The sequence below is a fragment of the Streptomyces sp. NPDC004539 genome, from assembly GCF_040610055.1.
Taxonomy (GTDB): domain Bacteria; phylum Actinomycetota; class Actinomycetes; order Streptomycetales; family Streptomycetaceae; genus Streptomyces.
In genome coordinates this window covers 1-16,979 of the sequence record NZ_JBEXLS010000018.1, presented here as the reverse complement: position 1 = coordinate 16,979, position 16,979 = coordinate 1, and the positions used below count along the sequence as shown (strand labels likewise).

Sequence of the window (16,979 nt, the reverse complement as noted above, 5' to 3'; positions counted from 1 at the left end):
GCCCCCGGCCTGTCGCTCACACCGCCCCGCCCACACCCGTCCAGCCACACCCGCCGACCGACACGGAACGCCCCGCACGAGGCCGCCCGCCGGCACCCCCGCACCCCCGCACCCCCTACGGATTGACCGCCAGCTCCAGATACGCCGCGAACAACACCAGATGCACGCCCCCTTGCAGCGGCGTCGCCCGCCCCGGTACGACCGTGAGGGTGCTGACGGCGACGGTCAGGGCGAGGAGCACCATGTGGGTCGAGCCGAGACCGAGGACCAGTGGGCCGGAGAGCCAGACGGAGGCGAGGGCGACCGCTGGGATCGTCAGCCCGATGCTCGCCATGGCCGAGCCGAGCGCGAGGTTGAGGCTGGTCTGGACGCGGTCCCTGCGGGCGGCGCGCAGCGCGGCGATGGTCTCGGGCAGCAGGACGAGCATGGCGATGACGACGCCGACGACCGCGTGGTGCAGCCCGGCCGACTCGACGCCCGACTCGATCGTCGGCGAGACCCCCTTGGCGAGCCCGACCACACCGATCAGCGCGAGCCCGAGCAGCCCGAGGCTGATGTAGGCCGTGCGGACGGTCGGCAGGTCGGCGTGGTCGTCGGCGTCCAGGACCGCGCCCTCGTGGGTGACCGGCAGGAAGTAGTCGCGGTGCCGTACGGTCTGGGTCGCCACGAACAGGCCGTACAGGACGAGGGACGACAGCGCCGCGAACGTGAGCTGGACCGTGGAGAACTCGGGGCCGGGCTTGCTGGTCGTGAACGTCGGCAGGACCAGGCTGAGCGTGGCCAGGGTGGCGACGGTCGCGAGGGCGGCGCCGGTGCCCTCCGGGTTGAAGACGGCGGTGCCGTGCCGCAGCGAGGCGACGAGGAGGCAGATGCCGAGGATGCCGTTGCAGGTGATCATCACGGCGGCGAAGACGGTGTCCCGGGCCAGCGTGGAGCTCTTGTCGCCGCCGTCCACCATCAAGGTGACGATGAGGGCGACCTCGATGATCGTGACGGCGACGGCGAGGACCAGGGAGCCGAAGGGTTCACCGACGCGGTGGGCGATGACCTCGGCGTGGTGGACCGCCGCGAGGACGGCTCCGGCGAGGACCAGCGTGACCACGGCGACGACCGTGCCGGGGAGGTCTCGGCCCCAGGTGAAGACGAGGAGGATGACCGCCAGTACGGGTATCGCTGTCGTCCAGCGGGCCGTGAGCGCCCGAAGCCCAGTGATCATGCGGTGATCGTCGCAGACGGGGTGCAGAGGTGCATGCGGAGCTCCAAGGTAGGCCGGTGACACCCGACCGCATGAAAGTGGTGCCCCGGCGCACTGCCGGGGCACCACTCATGTCGGTTCGGATATCAGCTGGTGATGCTGTCCTTCGGCGCGCCCTCGGGCTCGCCCTTCTCGGCCTCGGCCGCCGCCAGCTTCTTGGAGGCCCTGAGGCTCGTGATGGTCGTGACGACCAGGACCGAGCAGATGACGCCCAGGGAGACCGGGATGCTGATCACCGGGACGTGGACCCCCGACTCGTGCAGCGCGTGCAGGACGAGCTTGACGCCGATGAAGCCGAGGATGATCGACAGGCCGTAGCTGAGGTGGACCAGCTTGCGCAGCAGACCGCCGAGGAGGAAGTACAGCTGGCGCAGACCCATGAGGGCGAACGCGTTGGCGGTGAAGACGATGTACGGGTCCTGGGTCAGGCCGAAGATCGCGGGGATCGAGTCGAGCGCGAACAGGACGTCCGTGGTGCCGATCGCGAGGATGACGACCAGCATCGGGGTCATGACCCGCTTGCCGTTCTCCTGAATCCACAGCTTCGTGCCGTGGTAGCGGTCGGCGACGCCGAAGCGCTTCTCGGCGGCCTTGAGGAGCTTGTTCTCCTCGAACTCCTCGTCCTCGCCGTCGGCGCGGGCTTCCTGGATGAGCTTCCAGGCGGTCCAGATGAGGAAGGCGCCGAAGATGTAGAAGACCCAGGAGAAGTTGGCGATGATCGCGGCACCGGCGGCGATGAAGATCGCCCGCAGGACCAGGGCGATGAGGACGCCGATGAGCAGGACCCGCTGCTGGTACTGCGAGGGGACCGAGAACTTCGCCATGATCAGGATGAAGACGAAGAGGTTGTCGACGCTCAGCGACTTCTCGGTGATGAACCCGGCGAAGAACTCCCCGGAGGGCTCACCGCCGCCGAACACAGCGAGGCCGAGGCCGAAGAGCACGGCCAGGGCGATCCAGACGACCGTCCAGATCCCCGCTTCCTTGATGGATACGTCGTGCGGTTTGCGGCCGATGAAGAAGTCGACCGCGATGAGGGCGCTGAGGCCCACGATTGTCAGGACCCACAGGCCCCAGGAAACATCCACTGCTGTGCCTCCGGCAGTACGTAACGGCAGATACTCAGCGTCGCGTCGCGCTGCCGGAGGTCTCTTCCACCCAAGGATGGGCCGACGCCCCGGGATCTGGCCTGATCCGTATTGACGGGTACGCCGCAGTTGTCAGGGAGTACTCCCCTCCGTACGGAAAACAGTACCCCAATCACCAAGGAAAGGTAAAGCGATTGGCAAAAGAAAGATCAAAAACGCAGGTCAGGGAGCTTTACTCGGGCTTGGTGCGGGCCGCCGCGACCTGGGCCAACACCTGCTGGAGCACCCGGCTGCCGGGCGGCACGAGCGCCGGTTCGTACGTCCACGCGTGCCGCACCCACGGGTCGGCGAGGTAGTCCTCCGGCACCGGGGTCAGCCGCAGCAGGGACCGCCACAGCGGGTCGAGCAGCGGGCCGTACGCGGCGGCGTCCTCACGGTCGGCGACCATCATCAGGTGGACGCCGACGCTCGGTCCTTCGTCCGCGAGGTAGCGCAGCTGCGTCACCGCGCGGTCGTCGAAGCCGTGCGGGAAGTCGTTCACCACGAGCAGTTGGTGTGACGTGTCGAAGCCGGGCGGCAGCGCGTCCGGGGCACCGCCGCGCACCGCCATCTGGACGAGGTCGACGCGCTGGGTGAGCCGCCCGAGGACGTCCGCCACCCCGGCGGCACCGACGGCGGGCGGCCCCGCGAGGACCCCCGCGCCGGTCAGCGGGGCCAGGGACGACGCGGCCGAGCCCGCCGCGTCCACGACATGCACCGTGAACGCGCCCGCCGGATGGACCGCGAGCAGCCGCGCCACATGCGCGACGGCCGTGTCCATGGCGAGCCGCCGCAGGTCGTGCGCGTCGGCGAAACCGCCGTCCGCGAGGCCGGCCGCGCCGCTGTCGATCCACAGCCCCCGCTCCAGCGGCAGCCTGACCAGCATCGGAATCCGCAGCAGCTCGCTCTCCGGCAGCCGCAGATCGCCCAGGCGCAGCGCCATGGGCAGCTCCTCCGGCACCCGGTAGGCGTGCCAGACGGGGCTGTCCCAGCCCGCGTACGACGGCGGGAGCGCCGGTTCGACGACGTCGGACTCGGCGACGAGCTGCGCCATGTCCCGGTCGAGCACCTCACGGGCCTGGTCCATCAGTTGCGTGTGCTTCGCGCGCGCCGCCTCCCGCGCGACGTCGGCCTGTCCGCCCATCCGCGCGCGCGGGTCCGCCAGCGCCTCGTCCAGCTCGCGCTCCATCCGCGTGTCCGCGAAGTCCACGGCGCTGCGGTAGGCGGCCGTCGTGCGCGCGTAGTCCTCGAACATGCCCCACACCTGGTTGTAGAGCCGCTCCTCCATCGACCACCCCGTGGCGTCCCCGGCGACAGGCGTCGCTGGGCGGCCCGGTGCGGCCGGGGGCGCGGTCGGCGGGGGCGGCGGCGGGGTCGTACGGCGGCGGGGGTGGGTGTAGTCGACGGGCCCGCCGACGGGAGGCGGGACGCCGGGACCGACCCCTTGCGCGGGCGCGGGCGGGGCGTCGTAGGCGTTCGTGGGCCGCTGGGAGGTGTACGGGTCCGGCGGCCGGGGTGCCGGGTGGGCAGCCGGGGTCTGGTCGGCGTACGGGGTGGTGGTCTGGTCCGGGGAGAGGGGGGCCGGGACCGGTGGGGTTAGGGTGCGGGCGGCGGCCTCCTGGACCGTCGCGGCGAGCTGGTGGGCCTGGGGCAGGCCCTGGTCGGCGAGGAGTTCGGCGAGGCCGCCCGCGTAGCCCTGGCCGACGGCGCGGACCTTCCAGGCGCCTTGACGGCGGTACAGCTCCAGGGCGACGACGGCCGACTCGGCGTCGAGGCCGGTGAGCGTGAACGACACGAGGTCGGCGCCCTGGGGGCCGTCCGCCTCGGCGACCGCGACGAACGGCGCCGCCGAGGCGCCGAAGCGGACGGCCCCGGCGCCGGACGGCAGGGCGAGCAGGACGTGCACGCGGTGCGCGCGCTCCGGTACGGCGTCCAGGTCGACGGCGATGCGGTGCTCGGCGGCGGCCCGGCGGGAGACCTCCAGGCCCGGCAGCGCGGGGGCGCCCGGGTGGGCGACCCACTCGGGGCCGGGGACGCGGCCCTGTTCGTCGCCGAGGGTGATCCCGGCCACGACCGGGGCCGCCGCCGAGACCCTGATCACCAGGCGGACCTGGGAGAGCGGATGGTTCTGCCCCCGCGTCAGCTCGGCCGTCATCGCCTGTCGTCCCCCTGTGTCGTGCTGTGCCGTGCGGTGTGTCCGTGGTGCCGTGCCTCTCAGAGGACCGGCTGGATCGCGGGCATGAGGTCCTGGAAGGTGCGGCCGTTGGCCGGGGTGCCGATGGCCGTCATCGACCAGCCCTGGCCCACGCGGTGCACCTTCGCCATGATCTGCGCCGTGTAGTTGCCGCCGCCCGCGAGGGTGTAGCGCGCCAGCTCCTGGCCGTTGGTCTCGTCGACCAGGCGGCAGAACGCGTTCTGCACCTCCTGGAAGGTCTGGCCCGTGAAGGAGTTGACGGTGAAGACGATCTGGTCGATGTGGACCGGCACGCGCGAGAGGTCGACGAGGATCGCCTCGTCGTCCCCGCCCTGGCCGACGCCGCCGACGAGGTTGTCACCGGTGTGCCGCACGGAGCCGTCGTCGCTGACGAGGTGGCGGAAGAAGACGACGTCCACCGGCTGCTTGTCCGCGAAGAGGACGGCGGAGGCGTCGAGGTCGATCTCGCGGGTGCGGGAACCGAACAGGCCGCGCCGGGGGGCCGCCTGCCAGCCGAGACCCATCCGCACCGCGCTCAGGCTGCCTCCGTCGTTCTTCTGAAGACTGATGGCCTGACCCTTGGTCATGTTGACGGTCACGAGCTGATTCCCCTCTCGAACTTCCCCTGTTCCCGCGGGCTCCGCGGATGCTCCAGACCCTACGCAAGGCCACTGACAGTGCCGTACCCGGGAGCGCGTTTTGTGTCGGTCTTGCAACACAGCGCGGACGGCGCGGCGCTCCCGGATACGCGGGTCATGCCAGACCGGCCTCCTTCATCTGGCGGAGTTCCTTCTTCATCTCGGAGACCTCGTCCCTGATCCGGGCGGCGACCTCGAACTGGAGGTCCGCGGCGGCGGCCCGCATCCGCTCGGTCATCGCCTCGATCTGCTCGGCGAGGTCGGCGGCGGGCGTGTCCGTCGGGACCGTCTCGCCGGACTTGCCCTTGGCGGCCTTGGCCGGCTTTCCGCCCTTGAGGGACTTGTCGCCGAGCGAGGGCACCGGCGCCTTCGTGCCCCGGCCGTCCTTCTTCGCGCGGTAGCCGCTGCCGAGGAGCTGTTCGGTGTCGATCTCCTCGCGGGCGATCTGGGCGACGATGTCGTTGATCTTCTTGCGCAGCGGCTGGGGGTCGATGCCGTTCGCCGTGTTGTAGGCGACCTGCCGTTCGCGGCGCCGGTTGGTCTCGTCGATGGCGCGTTCCATCGCGGGCGTGATCTTGTCGGCGTACATGTGGACCTGGCCCGAGACGTTCCGGGCGGCGCGGCCGATGGTCTGGATCAGGGACGTCCCGGAGCGCAGGAAGCCCTCCTTGTCGGCGTCGAGGATCGCCACGAGGGAGACCTCGGGCAGGTCGAGGCCCTCGCGCAGGAGGTTGATGCCGACCAGGACGTCGAACTCGCCGGAGCGCAGTTCGCGCAGCAGCTCGATCCGGCGGAGCGTGTCGACGTCGCTGTGCAGGTAGCGGACCTGGATGCCGAGTTCGAGGAAGTAGTCGGTGAGGTCCTCGGCCATCTTCTTGGTGAGCGTCGTGACCAGGACGCGTTCGTCCTTCTCGACGCGGTCGCGGATCTCGTGCACCAGGTCGTCGATCTGGCCCTCGGTGGGCTTGACGACGACCTCGGGGTCGATGAGGCCGGTGGGGCGGATGATCTGCTCGACGACGCCGTCCGCGCGGGAGAGCTCGTACTTGCCGGGGGTCGCGGACAGGTAGACCGTCTGCCCGATGCGCTCCTGGAACTCCTCCCATTTCAGGGGGCGGTTGTCGAGCGCGGAGGGGAGGCGGAAGCCGTGGTCGACGAGGGTGCGCTTGCGGGAGGCGTCGCCCTCGTACATCGCGCCGATCTGCGGGACCGTGTTGTGCGACTCGTCGATGACCAGCAGGAAGTCGTCCGGGAAGTAGTCCAGGAGGGTGTTGGGCGGGGAGCCCGGTTCGCGGCCGTCGAAGTGCATCGAGTAGTTCTCGACGCCGGAGCAGGAGCCGATCTGGCGGAGCATCTCCAGGTCGTACGTCGTGCGCATGCGCAGGCGCTGGGCCTCCAGGAGCTTGCCCTGCTTCTCCAGGTCGGCGAGGCGCTCGCCGAGTTCCTTCTCGATGTCGTTGGCGGCGCGCTCCAGGCGCTCGGGACCGGCGACGTAGTGTGTGGCCGGGAAGACGTGGAGCTGCTGGTCGTCGCTGATGATCTCGCCGGTGAGGGGGTGGAGCGTGGAGAGCGCCTCGATCTCGTCGCCGAACATCTCGATGCGGACGGCCAGTTCCTCGTAGACCGGGAAGATCTCGATGGTGTCGCCGCGGACCCGGAACGTGCCGCGGGTGAAGGCGAGGTCGTTGCGCGTGTACTGGATGTCGACGAAGCGGCGCAGCAGCTGGTCGCGGTCGATCTCCGCGCCGACCTTCAGGGGGACCATGCGGTCCACGTACTCCTGGGGGGTGCCGAGGCCGTAGATGCAGGAGACGGAGGCGACCACGACGACGTCGCGGCGGGTGAGGAGCGAGTTCGTCGCGGAGTGGCGCAGGCGCTCGACCTCCTCGTTGATCGAGGAGTCCTTCTCGATGTAGGTGTCCGACTGGGGGACGTACGCCTCGGGCTGGTAGTAGTCGTAGTACGAGACGAAGTACTCGACCGCGTTGTTCGGGAGGAGCTCCCGGAACTCGTTCGCCAACTGGGCGGCCAGCGTCTTGTTCGGGGCCATGACGAGCGTGGGGCGCTGGAGCTGCTCGATCATCCACGCGGTGGTGGCGGACTTGCCGGTGCCGGTCGCGCCGAGGAGGACGACGTCCTTCTCACCGGCCTGCACGCGCTTGGTCAGCTCGGCGATGGCCGCCGGCTGGTCGCCGCTGGGCTGGTAGGGGCTGACGACCTCGAAGGGCGCCACCGTACGTTCGATGCTGGAAACGGGCCGCATGCCATCCACCGTACGACCCCCCACTGACAACGGGGTCCCATCAGCGGTTTCACGGGTCAGCGGTTCTGCGGGGCGCGCACTTCCGGGTGGGTGGCGCTGCGGCGGGCGCGGACGCTGGGGCGGCGGCTGGTGTGGTGGCCGACGGGGTGGGCCGGGACGCCGGGTTTGTGCTCGACAGGGGGTACGGCGGGTCTGCCCATGACCATCAGGGGGTCGAACACGACGACGACGGCGGCGAGGGCCAGGAAGGCCAGGGGGCCGATCAGCATCGGGGCGAGGAGGGAGGCGGGCGAGTCGCCGGAGGTGGTGTCGCCGGGGTGGAGGTGGACGCGGAGGGCGGCCATGCCGGTGTAGTGCATGCCGGTGACGGCGAGGCCCATGACGAGGCTCGCGCCCACGCTCCACAGGAACCCTCTGACCTGTCCGGCGGCCCACAGCGCGGCGGTCGCGGCCCCCATGGCGATGGCGACGGACGCGGCGACGGTGAACGTGTTGTACTCCAGCTTGCCGTTGAGCTGCATGCCGGCCATGCCCAGGTAGTGCATGGAGGCTATGCCGAGTCCGGTGATCGTCCCTCCGGTGAACAGGGCGGTCCCGGAAGCGCCCTTGTAGCCGACGATGAAGATCCCGATGCCGACCATGACGATCGCGACACCGAGGCTCGCGTAGGTGAGGGGTTTGTCGTACCGGATGGGTGCGCCCTGGACGGTGAAGCCCATCATGGCGACGAAGTGCATGGTCCATATGCCGGAGCCGATCGCCGCCGAGCCGAGGGCGAGCCAGCCCGGGCGCCAGGAGTGGGAGACGAGCAGGGCTCTGGTCGTACAGCGCAGACCGAGGGCACCGCCGAGGCAGGCCATGAAGTAGGCCACCAGCGGGGTGACGAGTCCGTAGCTGAATCCGTCGACCGTGCCTTGCATGCGGGGTTGCCCTTCCACCCTGTTGATTGATTTTTCCCTGGAATGCGCCCCTTCCCCGGACCGCCGGGCGGTCAGGGTCGACGCAGAGAGTATGACCCTCACCGGAATGGTCGAACGATTTTCCGGCAAAGAAACACGCCCTTGCCCCACTTGTGCGCCTGTGGTGAGCGCGTGCGGCTGCCTCCATTCATTCTGTGGCCATCCGGGCACTCCTTCGACGCCTCGTCAGCGATGTCACAGTGAATCCTTACGTGATCACAGAAAGCGAGGAGGCGTCATGCACGCGCGCGTAGCCGCCGTTACGACCACCGTCCTTCTGGGCGCCGCCGCCACACTCCTCACGCCGGCCCCCGACGCGCGGGCGGCGGCCCGTCCCGCGCCGGTCGTCGTGGCCCACCGGGGAGCGTCCGCGCAGGCTCCGGAGAACACGCTGGCCGCCGTCGACAAAGCGGCCGAAATGGATGTCGCCTGGGTCGAGAACGACGTCCAGCGGACAAAGGACGGCGAACTCGTGGTGATCCACGACGACACGCTGCGCCGCACCACCAATGCCGCCAAGATCTTTCCGGGCCGTTCTCCCTGGAAAGTGAAGGACTTCACGGCGGCGGAGATCGCGCAGCTCGACGCGGGGAGTTGGTTCGGGCCCGCGTTCGCGGGTGAGCGGGTGCCGACGCTGAAGCAGTTCGTGAACCGTCTCGACAGGCACCGGCAGAAACTCCTCCTGGAGATCAAGAATCCGCAGTTCTACCCCGGTATCGAACAGCAGATCATCAAGGTGCTCGGCAACGAGGGCTGGCTCGACCGGTGGCACGTCGCCCACCGGCTGGTCGTGCAGAGCTTCAGCGCCGACAGCATCCGTACGGTCCACAGCCTCCGGCCGGCCGTCCGCACCGGCTTCCTCGGCACCCCGGCCGTCGCCGACCTGCCGGCCTACTCCCGGTTCGCCGATCTGATCAATCCGTCGCACACCACGGTGACCGGCGCCTACGTCTCCGCCGTGCACGCGCACTGGGGGCCGCACGGCGTTCCGCTGGGCGTGTTCGTGTGGACGGTCGACGACGCCGTGAGCGCGCGGCGGGCGGCCGGGTACGGGGTCGACGGCATCATCACGAACAAGCCGGACGTGGTGCGCGCGGCGCTGCCGGGGGCCTGAGGGCGGGGCGTTGTCAGTGGGGCGTCGTACGGTGGGGGCATGAGCAGGGACGGGGAGTACGGGGCGCGGGTCGGGTGGGCCGTCGTCGGCAGCGGGATCGGTCCGCTGCTGCTGGCGGCCACCGACGAGGGGCTGGTCAACGTCGTGTTCCACGCGGGGGACGCGGTGCGGGGGCGGGCGCTGGAGCGGCTCGCGGACCGACTGGGGACGGCACCGGTGGAGGCTCCGGACGCGCCGGTGCTGGCGGCGGCGGTCCGGCAGGTCGAGGAGTACTTCGCGGGCCGGCGCCGGGACTTCACGCTGCCGCTGGACTGGTCGCTGATCTCCGGCTTCAACCGCCGGGTGCTGCGCGAGCTGGCGGCGGGGGTGCCCTACGGCTCGGTCGTCGGGTACGGCGACCTGGCACGGCGCGTGGGGCAGCCGGAGGCCGCGCAGGCGGTGGGGGCGGCGATGGGGGCCAATCCGCTGCCGGTCGTGGTGCCGTGCCACCGGGTCGTGGAGAGCGGCGGGGGGATCGGCGGATTCGGGGGCGGACTGGAGACGAAGCGGCGGCTGCTGGCGCTGGAGGGGGTGTTGCCGGAGCCGTTGTTCTGACGGCTCGCAGGGCGCGGTGCCGCGTGCGAGGGCATGAGCATGGGCGAGATATGGCGAGTCGCCCGTCATGCGTCCCGGGGCGGTGGTGTCTCCCACAGCCCGCGCGGGTTTGACCGGCCGGAGTGATCGCCAGAGATGAGGGGGAGAGCGACCGACAGGAGGCGGGCCCATGGTGCTGGTGGTGTCGGAAGAGGTACGGGAGGCGCTCGCGGCGGGCAGGCCCGTCGTGGCCCTGGAGTCGACGATCATCGCGCACGGGCTGCCCCGGCCGCGCAATCTCCAGGTGGCGCGCGAGCTGGAGGCCGTCGTCCGTGAGGAGGGCGCCGTCCCCGCGACCGTCGCCGTGCTGGACGGACGGCCCCATGTCGGCCTGGACAAGGACCAGGTGGAGCGGATAGCGAGTGAGGACGGCATCCGCAAGCTGGGCCATCGCGACCTGCCGCTCGCGGTGGCCTCCGGGGCGAGCGGGGCGACGACCGTGTCGGCGACCGCGCAGCTCGCGGCGTTGGCCGGGGTGCGGGTGTTCGCGACCGGCGGGCTCGGCGGCGTGCACCGGGAGTGGACCGTCACGCAGGACGAGTCGGCCGACCTCGGGCTGCTGGCGCGCACCCGGATCACCGTCGTGTGCGCGGGCGTCAAGTCCATCCTGGACATCCCCGCGACCCTCCAGCGCCTGGAGACCCTCGGCGTGGCCGTCGCCGGGTACGGCACGGACCGCTTTCCCGGCTTCTACCTCTCCGACTCCGGTCACCCCGTGGAGTGGACGCTCCGGACGCCCGGTGAGGTCGCCGAGGTGATGCGTGCCCAGGACCTGCTCGACGCCCCCGATTCCACCCTGATCGTCGCCAACCCGGTCCCCCGGGAGCAGCAGTTGGACCCCGAGCTCCACGCGCGCGTGCTCGCCGACGCCCTCCACGCCTGCGAGGCCGAGAACATCACCGGCCAGGCCGTCACCCCGTTCCTCCTCGACTACCTCGTCCGCCACACCGACGGCGCGTCCCTGGAGGCCAACCTCGCGGCCGTACGCGGCAACGTCCGGCTCGCGGGGCGCATCGCGGCTGCCTGGGCGGGCGGTTGAGGGGGCGGGGCGGGAGCGGGCGGCCGGGGGCACGGTGAGGGGCGGCGGCAGGGGGCCGATAGACGGTCCTGAGGCGTCCGCGGACGGCGGCGAGGCTCTCGACGGTGGCCCCGGATACGAACGTGAGGTCCCCGGGCCCGGGGTGCACGGGGACAACCTCGAAGCACCCGAAGCCGGAGCCACCGGATACGGCCATGAGGCTCCCGGACACGACGGTGTCGCGCCCGCGCACGGGGCCGTCAGCGGCAGCGGCTCCACCGGCCTCGGAGGCGGGCTCCCTGCGGACGCCGACCGCGCGGTTCCCTTCGAGGGCCGCCTCGGAACGAGCACCGGTGCCTGGGGTGGGCTGCTGGTGATCGGGGACGTCGTCACCGACGTGGTCGCGCGGTACCGGGGGCCGTTGGCCGTGGGGACGGACACGGCGGCTGTCGTGCGGCGGCTGCCGGGTGGGGCGGGGGCCAATGTGGCGTGCTGGGCGGCTCATTGGGGCGCCGGGGACGTGCGGCTGCTGGGGCGGGTGGGGGAACAGGAGGCGGCCTGGCACGAGAGGGAGCTGATCGGCAGTGGGGTACGACCGCGCCTGGTCGTCGATCCGGAGGCCGCGACCGGGACGGTGATCTGTCTCGTCGACTCGGGGGCGGCGGCCGAGCGGACGCTGCTCACGGACAGCGGGGCGGCGCTTCGGCTGGGGCCCGGGGACTGGTCGGAGGGGCTGCTCGACGGCGTCGTCCGGATGCATCTGTCGGGTTATCTGCTGTTCTCCGGCAGCGGGCGGAAGCTGGTGCGTGTCGCTGTCGCGTCGGCACGCGCGCGTGGGGTGCGGGTGAGTCTCGATCCCGCGTCGGCCGGGTTCCTCGCGGAGCTGGGCGTCGGGCGGTTCCTGGAGCTTGTGGACGGGATCGACGTCCTGCTGCCCAGCCGGGACGAGGCGTGCCTGCTCACGGGGGTGCCGGGGACTGCGGACGCGGCGGCCGAGCTCAGCCGTCACATCCCCCTGGTCGTCGCCAAGGACGGCCCGCACGGCGCGCTGATCGCCCGCTCCGGCACCCCGCCCGTCCGGGTCGCCGCCGTCCCCGCGCACGCCCACGACACCACCGGTGCGGGCGACGCCTTCACCGGCGCGTTCCTCGCGGCCCTCCTGACCGGCGCCACCCCTGAGACCGCCGCCGCGGAGGGGTGCCGGGCCGGGGCACGAGCGGTAGAGGTGGTGGGGGCTCGGCCTCCGGGGCGGGAGTGAGGGGACGTAGAGCGGGGCGTCCTCGGCGCGCACGCGCGCGTTGCGTGATGTCGCCGTCGGCTGCGGGCGCGGGCATGGCCCGTCTCGGACGGGTCCGCGCTCGCCCGGCGAGCACGCGCGTGGGCTGTGCTCGGCGCCGTGGAGCCCTCACCTCGTTCGGCGCGCGTACGCGTGGGGCCGCTTTCGACGTAGGTGGTGCCGACGGGCCCGGGATCTCCGCCGTCCGTACGCGCGTGGGGCAGCCCAGATGCCTCCCCGTACGTGCTCACGCACGGAGAGGCAGTCGTCCCCGTACGTCGTCGACGCCCGCGCACGGTGGCGGGCGTCTGCGAGGGCGGTGGGGGCGCGGCGCGTCGGGTCTCGGTGCGGGCACGACTCCCTCGCGCCTACCCCTTCCTCCCCCACGCCGAGATCATCGGTGCGGTGGCGAGGTCCATGTCGCCGGTGGCGATGTTGGCGAGGTGGCGGTCGATGTCGGTGTCCGTGGCGAGGCCGGCGGAGACGAGGTCGGGGCGGAGGTGGCGGACGGTCGCGGATTCGAGGGCGGCGCAGGCGGGTGAGGTGACGGGGAAGTACGCGTCGGCCTCGACCCGGCGGAGGCCGGCCTCGCGCAGGAGGCGGGGCAGGCGGCGGCCGTAGGAGAGGTCGGCGCCGCGTTCGGCGAGGAGGGTGCGGAAGCCCTGGCGGAGCCGGTTGGCCAACTGCTGGGCGGGGCCGTGCTCGTCGGGGCAGATCAGGGGCTGGAGGGCGGGGTCGGCGTCCTCGATCAGGAGCCGTCCGCCGGGCCGCAGGGCCTTGATCATGGAGCGCAACGCCCGTTCCCGGTCCGGGACATGGACGAGTACGAGCCTGGCGTGGACGAGGTCGAACCCCTCGCCCGGCGGTTCCTCGGCGCCGACGTCGTGGACGCGGACCTCGATGGGCGGGCGCGCGGCGGCGGCGAGGTGGGTGGTGTCGATGTCGGTGGCGAGGACCCTGCCGGTCGGGCCGACCTTCTTGGCGATCCAGGAGGCGACGGAGGTGCCGCCCGCGCCGACCTCCCAGCAGCGCCAGCCGGGTCCGATGCCGAACGCTTCGAGGTGGCGGAAGGTCGTGGGGTCGAAGAGCGTGGCGAAGGCGTCGAAGCGCTCTCCCGCCTCGGCCCGCCGGTTGTCGAGGAGATACCCGTCGGTTCGCGTCATGATCGGATCATCCCATTTACCCCGGTTCCCGGATGCGGTCGACGCGGCCGGAAATCCGTCCCCCGCATGGCTTTCCGAGCCCGGGGAACAGAGTTGTCCACAGGCGGGTGCGGAGGGGAATCAGAGTTTTCCACAGGCTTACCCTGCCCTTGCGCCGAGCTGGCACACTGGCTGGCCAGGCACGGGAGAGCGGTGCGCGGGGAGTCGGCGAGGAGATCCACATGACGATGGCGGGGAATCTGCGGAAGGTCACCGGCCTGGGCCGGGTAGGCGGCCTGCGCAGGGTGGCGCAGCTGGCGCGGCGGCGTACCCGGGTCGATCTGAGCCATCACGCGCGCTCCCCGCTGGGTTCCTCCGTGGTCAACTGCGTGACGTACCGGGAGGGTGTCCGGGCCCCGTCCGGCGCGGATCTGGTGGAGACGGTCGAGCGGGTCCGCAAGAAGGGCGACGGCTTCGTCTGGCTGGGGCTCCACGAGCCGACGACCGCCGAGTTCGAGGGCATCGCCGAGCTCTTCGACCTGCACCCCCTGGCCGTCGAGGACGCGGTGGAGGCCCACCAGCGCCCGAAGGTGGAGCGCTACGGCGAGACGCTGTTCGCGGTCTTCAAGACCGTCTGCTACGTGGAGCACGAGGAGTTGACGGCGACCAGCGAGGTGGTCGACACCGGCGAGATCATGGTGTTCGTCGGCGCGGACTTCGTGGTGACGGTCCGGCACGGCCGGCACGGCTCGCTCGGCCCGCTCCGCGAGGAGCTGGAGTCGGACCCCGTCCAGCTCGCCAAGGGCCCTTCGGCGGTGCTGCACGCGATCGCGGACCACGTGGTGGACGACTACCTGCGGGTGACGGACGCGATGCAGGCCGACATCGACCAGGTGGAGACGGACGTCTTCGCGGAGGACGGCGGCCGGGCCGACCCGGGGCGGATCTACCAGCTGAAGCGTGAACTCCTCGAACTGAAGCGGGCGGTGGTGCCGCTGGGCCGGCCGCTGCTGGATCTCGCGGACCGTCCGGTGCGGGTGGTCGACCCGGAGATACAGGCGTACTTCCGGGACGTCTCGGACCATCTGCTGCGCGCCACCGAGCAGATCGCCGCCTTCGACGAACTGCTGAACTCGATCCTCCAGGCGCATCTGGCGCAGGTGACGGTCGCGCAGAACGAGGACATGCGGAAGATCACGGCGTGGGCGGCGGTGATCGCGGTGCCGACGATGGTCTGCGGGATCTACGGCATGAACTTCGACCACATGCCGGAGCTGCGCTGGACGTACGGCTATCCGCTGGTGCTCGGGGTGATAGCGACGGCGTGTCTGTGCCTGTACCGGGGCTTCCGGCGCAACGGCTGGCTCTGACGCGGACCGGCCGGTGCGCCGGAGGGGGCTCGGGAGGGCTCAGCCCCGGGAGTAGACGCTCTCGGCCCAGGAGGCGATCTGGCTCTCGGTGAGATGCTGGGCGAGGTCGGCCTCGCTGATCATGCCGACGAGGCGCTTGTTCTCGATCACGGGAAGCCGGCGGATGCGGTGCCCCTGCATCTCCTGGAGCACTTCGTCGACGTCCGCGCCGGCGTCGATCCAGCGCGGGGTGCCCTGGGCCATCTGACCGGCGGTCACCTTGGCGGGGTCGTGCCCCATGGCGACGCAGCCGACGACGATGTCGCGGTCGGTGAGGATGCCGCAGAGCCGTTCGTCCGCGTCACTGATGGGCAGGGCTCCGACGTCGAGGTCGCGCATCAGCTGGGCGGCTCGGTCGAGGGTCTCGTGCTCGGGTATCCACTGGGCACCCCGGTGCATGATGTCTCCGGCGGTGGTCATCGGCTGCCTCCCTGGCCGGACGGCCGGCACGACGCGGACGCGCCGCTGTCCCGGCGCCCTACATTCTCGCCGCGCGCGGGGCGGGCCGCATGTCCAGGAGACCGGGCGGCCCGGTACCGGCACCCCCGTCGTGCGCGTACGCGGAAAGGCCCTCCGGCCGCTTCTCCCCTCCACTGTCCGCTCTCAGCCGTTCCACGCGGGGTGCCGTGGATCGTCCGCCCGTACCAGGAAGTCGGCCGTCCCCGCCGGGTCGGTCTCCTTCTCGTACCGCTGGTAGGCGGGGAGGGTCCAGTGCTCGGCCTCGGGGGTGCGGCGGCGGAGTGAGCCCGGGGAGAGGCGGAGGTGGACAGTCAGGTCGAAGGGGAACCAGTGCCGCAGGAGGAACGGTCCGTGGAGCAATAGCAGGCCGCCGGGCGGGAGTTCGGCGTACGGGCTGCGGGTCGCTCGGTCGGTCGCCGGGTCCCACAGGTCGGGCAGGACGCGTCCGGTGCCTCCGGGTTCGAGCGGGCCGAAGACCTCGCGCCACAGGGCACGGGTGTCGAACCAGCCGTCGTAGTAGGCGTCCAGGTCCTGGTGGCCGTACTCGAACCGGAGCGAGGCGGGGCGCAGGAAGCCGTGGGTGTCGACGACCTGGGAGGGCCGGCCGCGCGCCCTCAGCCTCTCCGCGACCAGCTCCGCGAGATCTCCGGGGCGGGCCGCGGGAGCGCCGTCGAAGGCGATACGGGGCCAGGGGCCGCCGTCCGCCGGTTCCAGATCGGACAGCCGCTCCACCAGCCGGTCGGCGAGTCGGTCCCAAGTGATCGCTTCTAGTCGCACAGAGGTCATGATGCGTCAGAGCCGTCTTCCTCGCGGGCGGCCAGGACACCGGCGAGATGCGCCTCGCTCCACTCCCGCGCCACGTCGAGCAGCGGCAGCAGGGTGCGGCCGAGGGGGGTGAGGGCGTACTCCACGCGCGGTGGATTCTCGTCGTGAGCGGTGCGGACGAGGAACCCGTCGCGTTCCATCGCCCGCAGCGTCTCGCTCAGGACCTTCGGGGTGACCCCCCGTATCGGCACCCGCAGTTCACCGAACCGCCGGGGCCCGCCCTCCAGACAACGAATGACCATTCCCGACCACTTCCCACCGACCCTGAACGGAACGTCGGCAGAAGGGCAGGCCGGATCGAACATGTCCGGGCTGAGTGCGTCAGTCATCCGTCGAGGCTAGGCCGTGTCTTTCGGATCGGTCCGCCTCAAGAGGCGGCGACTTCGCAACGCCGGTGAGCGGGGTGTGGTGCGTGCAGCTGCAAGGCGGAGGAGGGAGTCGACGCGGCGCGATGGGGGCACCTCCCTGTTCGAGCGGAGCCGAGAACTTGGGGGAGACCGACGACAACGCCTGGGGGTCCCCCCTGCTCGAAGAGCTTGGGGGAGTGCGTGCCACACCCCGCGCCCAGGGCCGATCCGAAAGACACGGCCTAGGGCGTGTCTTCAATTGATCTTGCTTGGTGGATCATGGTGGGGTGATTCGTCGTCATGAGCTGTCCGATGCGGAG

At 71.3% G+C, this 16,979-nt stretch carries 15 protein-coding genes; 5 read left to right on the top strand and 10 right to left on the bottom strand.

Annotated features, from left to right (window positions below):
- Positions 1–115 precede the first annotated feature (115 nt).
- The 6 genes from ABZX85_RS31520 to ABZX85_RS31495 all read right to left on the bottom strand — a co-directional run bounded on the left by ABZX85_RS31520 (position 116) and on the right by ABZX85_RS31495 (position 8,397).
- Positions 116–1,216 carry an ionic transporter y4hA gene (locus ABZX85_RS31520; protein ID WP_355875971.1) on the bottom strand — a complete coding sequence of 367 codons (1,101 nt, stop codon included), beginning with the start codon at positions 1,214–1,216 and terminating at the stop codon, positions 116–118.
- Positions 1,217–1,341: 125 nt separating this feature from the next.
- On the bottom strand, positions 1,342–2,343 hold the full coding sequence (locus ABZX85_RS31515) for a TerC family protein (protein ID WP_355875968.1): 1,002 nt from the start codon (positions 2,341–2,343) through the stop codon (positions 1,342–1,344).
- A gap of 232 nt (positions 2,344–2,575) precedes the next feature.
- Positions 2,576–4,537: a TerD family protein gene (locus ABZX85_RS31510; protein ID WP_355875966.1), complete on the bottom strand. Its 1,962-nt coding sequence runs from the start codon at positions 4,535–4,537 to the stop codon at positions 2,576–2,578.
- A 59-nt stretch (positions 4,538–4,596) separates the two neighbouring features.
- Positions 4,597–5,175 (bottom strand): TerD family protein, encoded by a 579-nt coding sequence (locus ABZX85_RS31505; RefSeq protein WP_355875963.1) that lies wholly within the window; start codon positions 5,173–5,175, stop codon positions 4,597–4,599.
- A 154-nt stretch (positions 5,176–5,329) separates the two neighbouring features.
- Entirely contained in the window at positions 5,330–7,477 is a 2,148-nt protein-coding gene (gene uvrB, locus ABZX85_RS31500; RefSeq protein ID WP_355875960.1) for an excinuclease ABC subunit UvrB, read from the bottom strand.
- A gap of 56 nt (positions 7,478–7,533) precedes the next feature.
- On the bottom strand, positions 7,534–8,397 hold the full coding sequence (locus ABZX85_RS31495; protein WP_355875957.1) for an MHYT domain-containing protein: 864 nt from the start codon (positions 8,395–8,397) through the stop codon (positions 7,534–7,536).
- A gap of 277 nt (positions 8,398–8,674) precedes the next feature.
- Here ABZX85_RS31495 and ABZX85_RS31490 point away from each other — a divergent pair, with 277 nt between their 5' ends.
- The 4 genes from ABZX85_RS31490 to ABZX85_RS31475 all read left to right on the top strand — a co-directional run bounded on the left by ABZX85_RS31490 (position 8,675) and on the right by ABZX85_RS31475 (position 12,459).
- Positions 8,675–9,550, top strand: coding sequence for a glycerophosphodiester phosphodiesterase family protein (locus ABZX85_RS31490; protein WP_355875954.1), 876 nt, complete (start codon positions 8,675–8,677; stop codon positions 9,548–9,550).
- Between the two features lie 39 nt (positions 9,551–9,589).
- Positions 9,590–10,144, top strand: coding sequence for a methylated-DNA--[protein]-cysteine S-methyltransferase (locus tag ABZX85_RS31485; RefSeq protein ID WP_355875952.1), 555 nt, complete (start codon positions 9,590–9,592; stop codon positions 10,142–10,144).
- A gap of 169 nt (positions 10,145–10,313) precedes the next feature.
- On the top strand, positions 10,314–11,222 hold the full coding sequence (locus ABZX85_RS31480) for a pseudouridine-5'-phosphate glycosidase (protein WP_355875949.1): 909 nt from the start codon (positions 10,314–10,316) through the stop codon (positions 11,220–11,222).
- 346 nt (positions 11,223–11,568) lie between these two features.
- Positions 11,569–12,459 carry a sugar kinase gene (locus ABZX85_RS31475; RefSeq protein ID WP_355876510.1) on the top strand — a complete coding sequence of 297 codons (891 nt, stop codon included), beginning with the start codon at positions 11,569–11,571 and terminating at the stop codon, positions 12,457–12,459.
- 386 nt (positions 12,460–12,845) lie between these two features.
- Here ABZX85_RS31475 and ABZX85_RS31470 read toward each other — a convergent pair whose 3' ends face one another.
- Entirely contained in the window at positions 12,846–13,640 is a 795-nt protein-coding gene (locus tag ABZX85_RS31470; RefSeq protein ID WP_355875946.1) for a methyltransferase domain-containing protein, read from the bottom strand.
- 221 nt (positions 13,641–13,861) lie between these two features.
- On the opposite strand from ABZX85_RS31470, the gene ABZX85_RS31465 reads away from it, so the two are divergent.
- On the top strand, positions 13,862–14,989 hold the full coding sequence (locus ABZX85_RS31465) for a magnesium and cobalt transport protein CorA (protein ID WP_355875943.1): 1,128 nt from the start codon (positions 13,862–13,864) through the stop codon (positions 14,987–14,989).
- A gap of 39 nt (positions 14,990–15,028) precedes the next feature.
- Here the strand turns inward: ABZX85_RS31465 and ABZX85_RS31460 are convergent, their stop codons facing one another.
- The 3 genes from ABZX85_RS31460 to ABZX85_RS31450 form a co-directional block, all read right to left on the bottom strand.
- Positions 15,029–15,448: a CBS domain-containing protein gene (locus tag ABZX85_RS31460; protein ID WP_355875940.1), complete on the bottom strand. Its 420-nt coding sequence runs from the start codon at positions 15,446–15,448 to the stop codon at positions 15,029–15,031.
- Positions 15,449–15,631: 183 nt separating this feature from the next.
- On the bottom strand, positions 15,632–16,264 hold the full coding sequence (locus tag ABZX85_RS31455; RefSeq protein WP_355875937.1) for a uridine kinase: 633 nt from the start codon (positions 16,262–16,264) through the stop codon (positions 15,632–15,634).
- A 5-nt stretch (positions 16,265–16,269) separates the two neighbouring features.
- A complete protein-coding gene (locus ABZX85_RS31450; RefSeq protein WP_355876507.1) occupies positions 16,270–16,617 on the bottom strand; it encodes a helix-turn-helix domain-containing protein in 348 nt (115 codons plus the stop codon).
- Between the last annotated feature and the right edge of the window lie 362 nt (positions 16,618–16,979).

What these genes read in the sequence shown, in the direction of transcription:
- ABZX85_RS31485 (WP_355875952.1), top strand. Translation starts at nt 9,590, where the DNA reads ATGAGCAGGGACGGGGAGTACGGGGCGCGGGTCGGGTGGGCCGTCGTC.
- ABZX85_RS31510 (WP_355875966.1), bottom strand. Translation starts at nt 4,537, where the DNA reads ATGACGGCCGAGCTGACGCGGGGGCAGAACCATCCGCTCTCCCAGGTC.
- ABZX85_RS31465 (WP_355875943.1), top strand. Translation starts at nt 13,862, where the DNA reads ATGACGATGGCGGGGAATCTGCGGAAGGTCACCGGCCTGGGCCGGGTA.
- ABZX85_RS31495 (WP_355875957.1), bottom strand. Translation starts at nt 8,397, where the DNA reads ATGCAAGGCACGGTCGACGGATTCAGCTACGGACTCGTCACCCCGCTG.
- ABZX85_RS31520 (WP_355875971.1), bottom strand. Translation starts at nt 1,216, where the DNA reads ATGATCACTGGGCTTCGGGCGCTCACGGCCCGCTGGACGACAGCGATA.
- ABZX85_RS31490 (WP_355875954.1), top strand. Translation starts at nt 8,675, where the DNA reads ATGCACGCGCGCGTAGCCGCCGTTACGACCACCGTCCTTCTGGGCGCC.
- ABZX85_RS31450 (WP_355876507.1), bottom strand. Translation starts at nt 16,617, where the DNA reads ATGTTCGATCCGGCCTGCCCTTCTGCCGACGTTCCGTTCAGGGTCGGT.
- ABZX85_RS31470 (WP_355875946.1), bottom strand. Translation starts at nt 13,640, where the DNA reads ATGACGCGAACCGACGGGTATCTCCTCGACAACCGGCGGGCCGAGGCG.
- uvrB (WP_355875960.1), bottom strand. Translation starts at nt 7,477, where the DNA reads ATGCGGCCCGTTTCCAGCATCGAACGTACGGTGGCGCCCTTCGAGGTC.
- ABZX85_RS31460 (WP_355875940.1), bottom strand. Translation starts at nt 15,448, where the DNA reads ATGACCACCGCCGGAGACATCATGCACCGGGGTGCCCAGTGGATACCC.
- ABZX85_RS31480 (WP_355875949.1), top strand. Translation starts at nt 10,314, where the DNA reads ATGGTGCTGGTGGTGTCGGAAGAGGTACGGGAGGCGCTCGCGGCGGGC.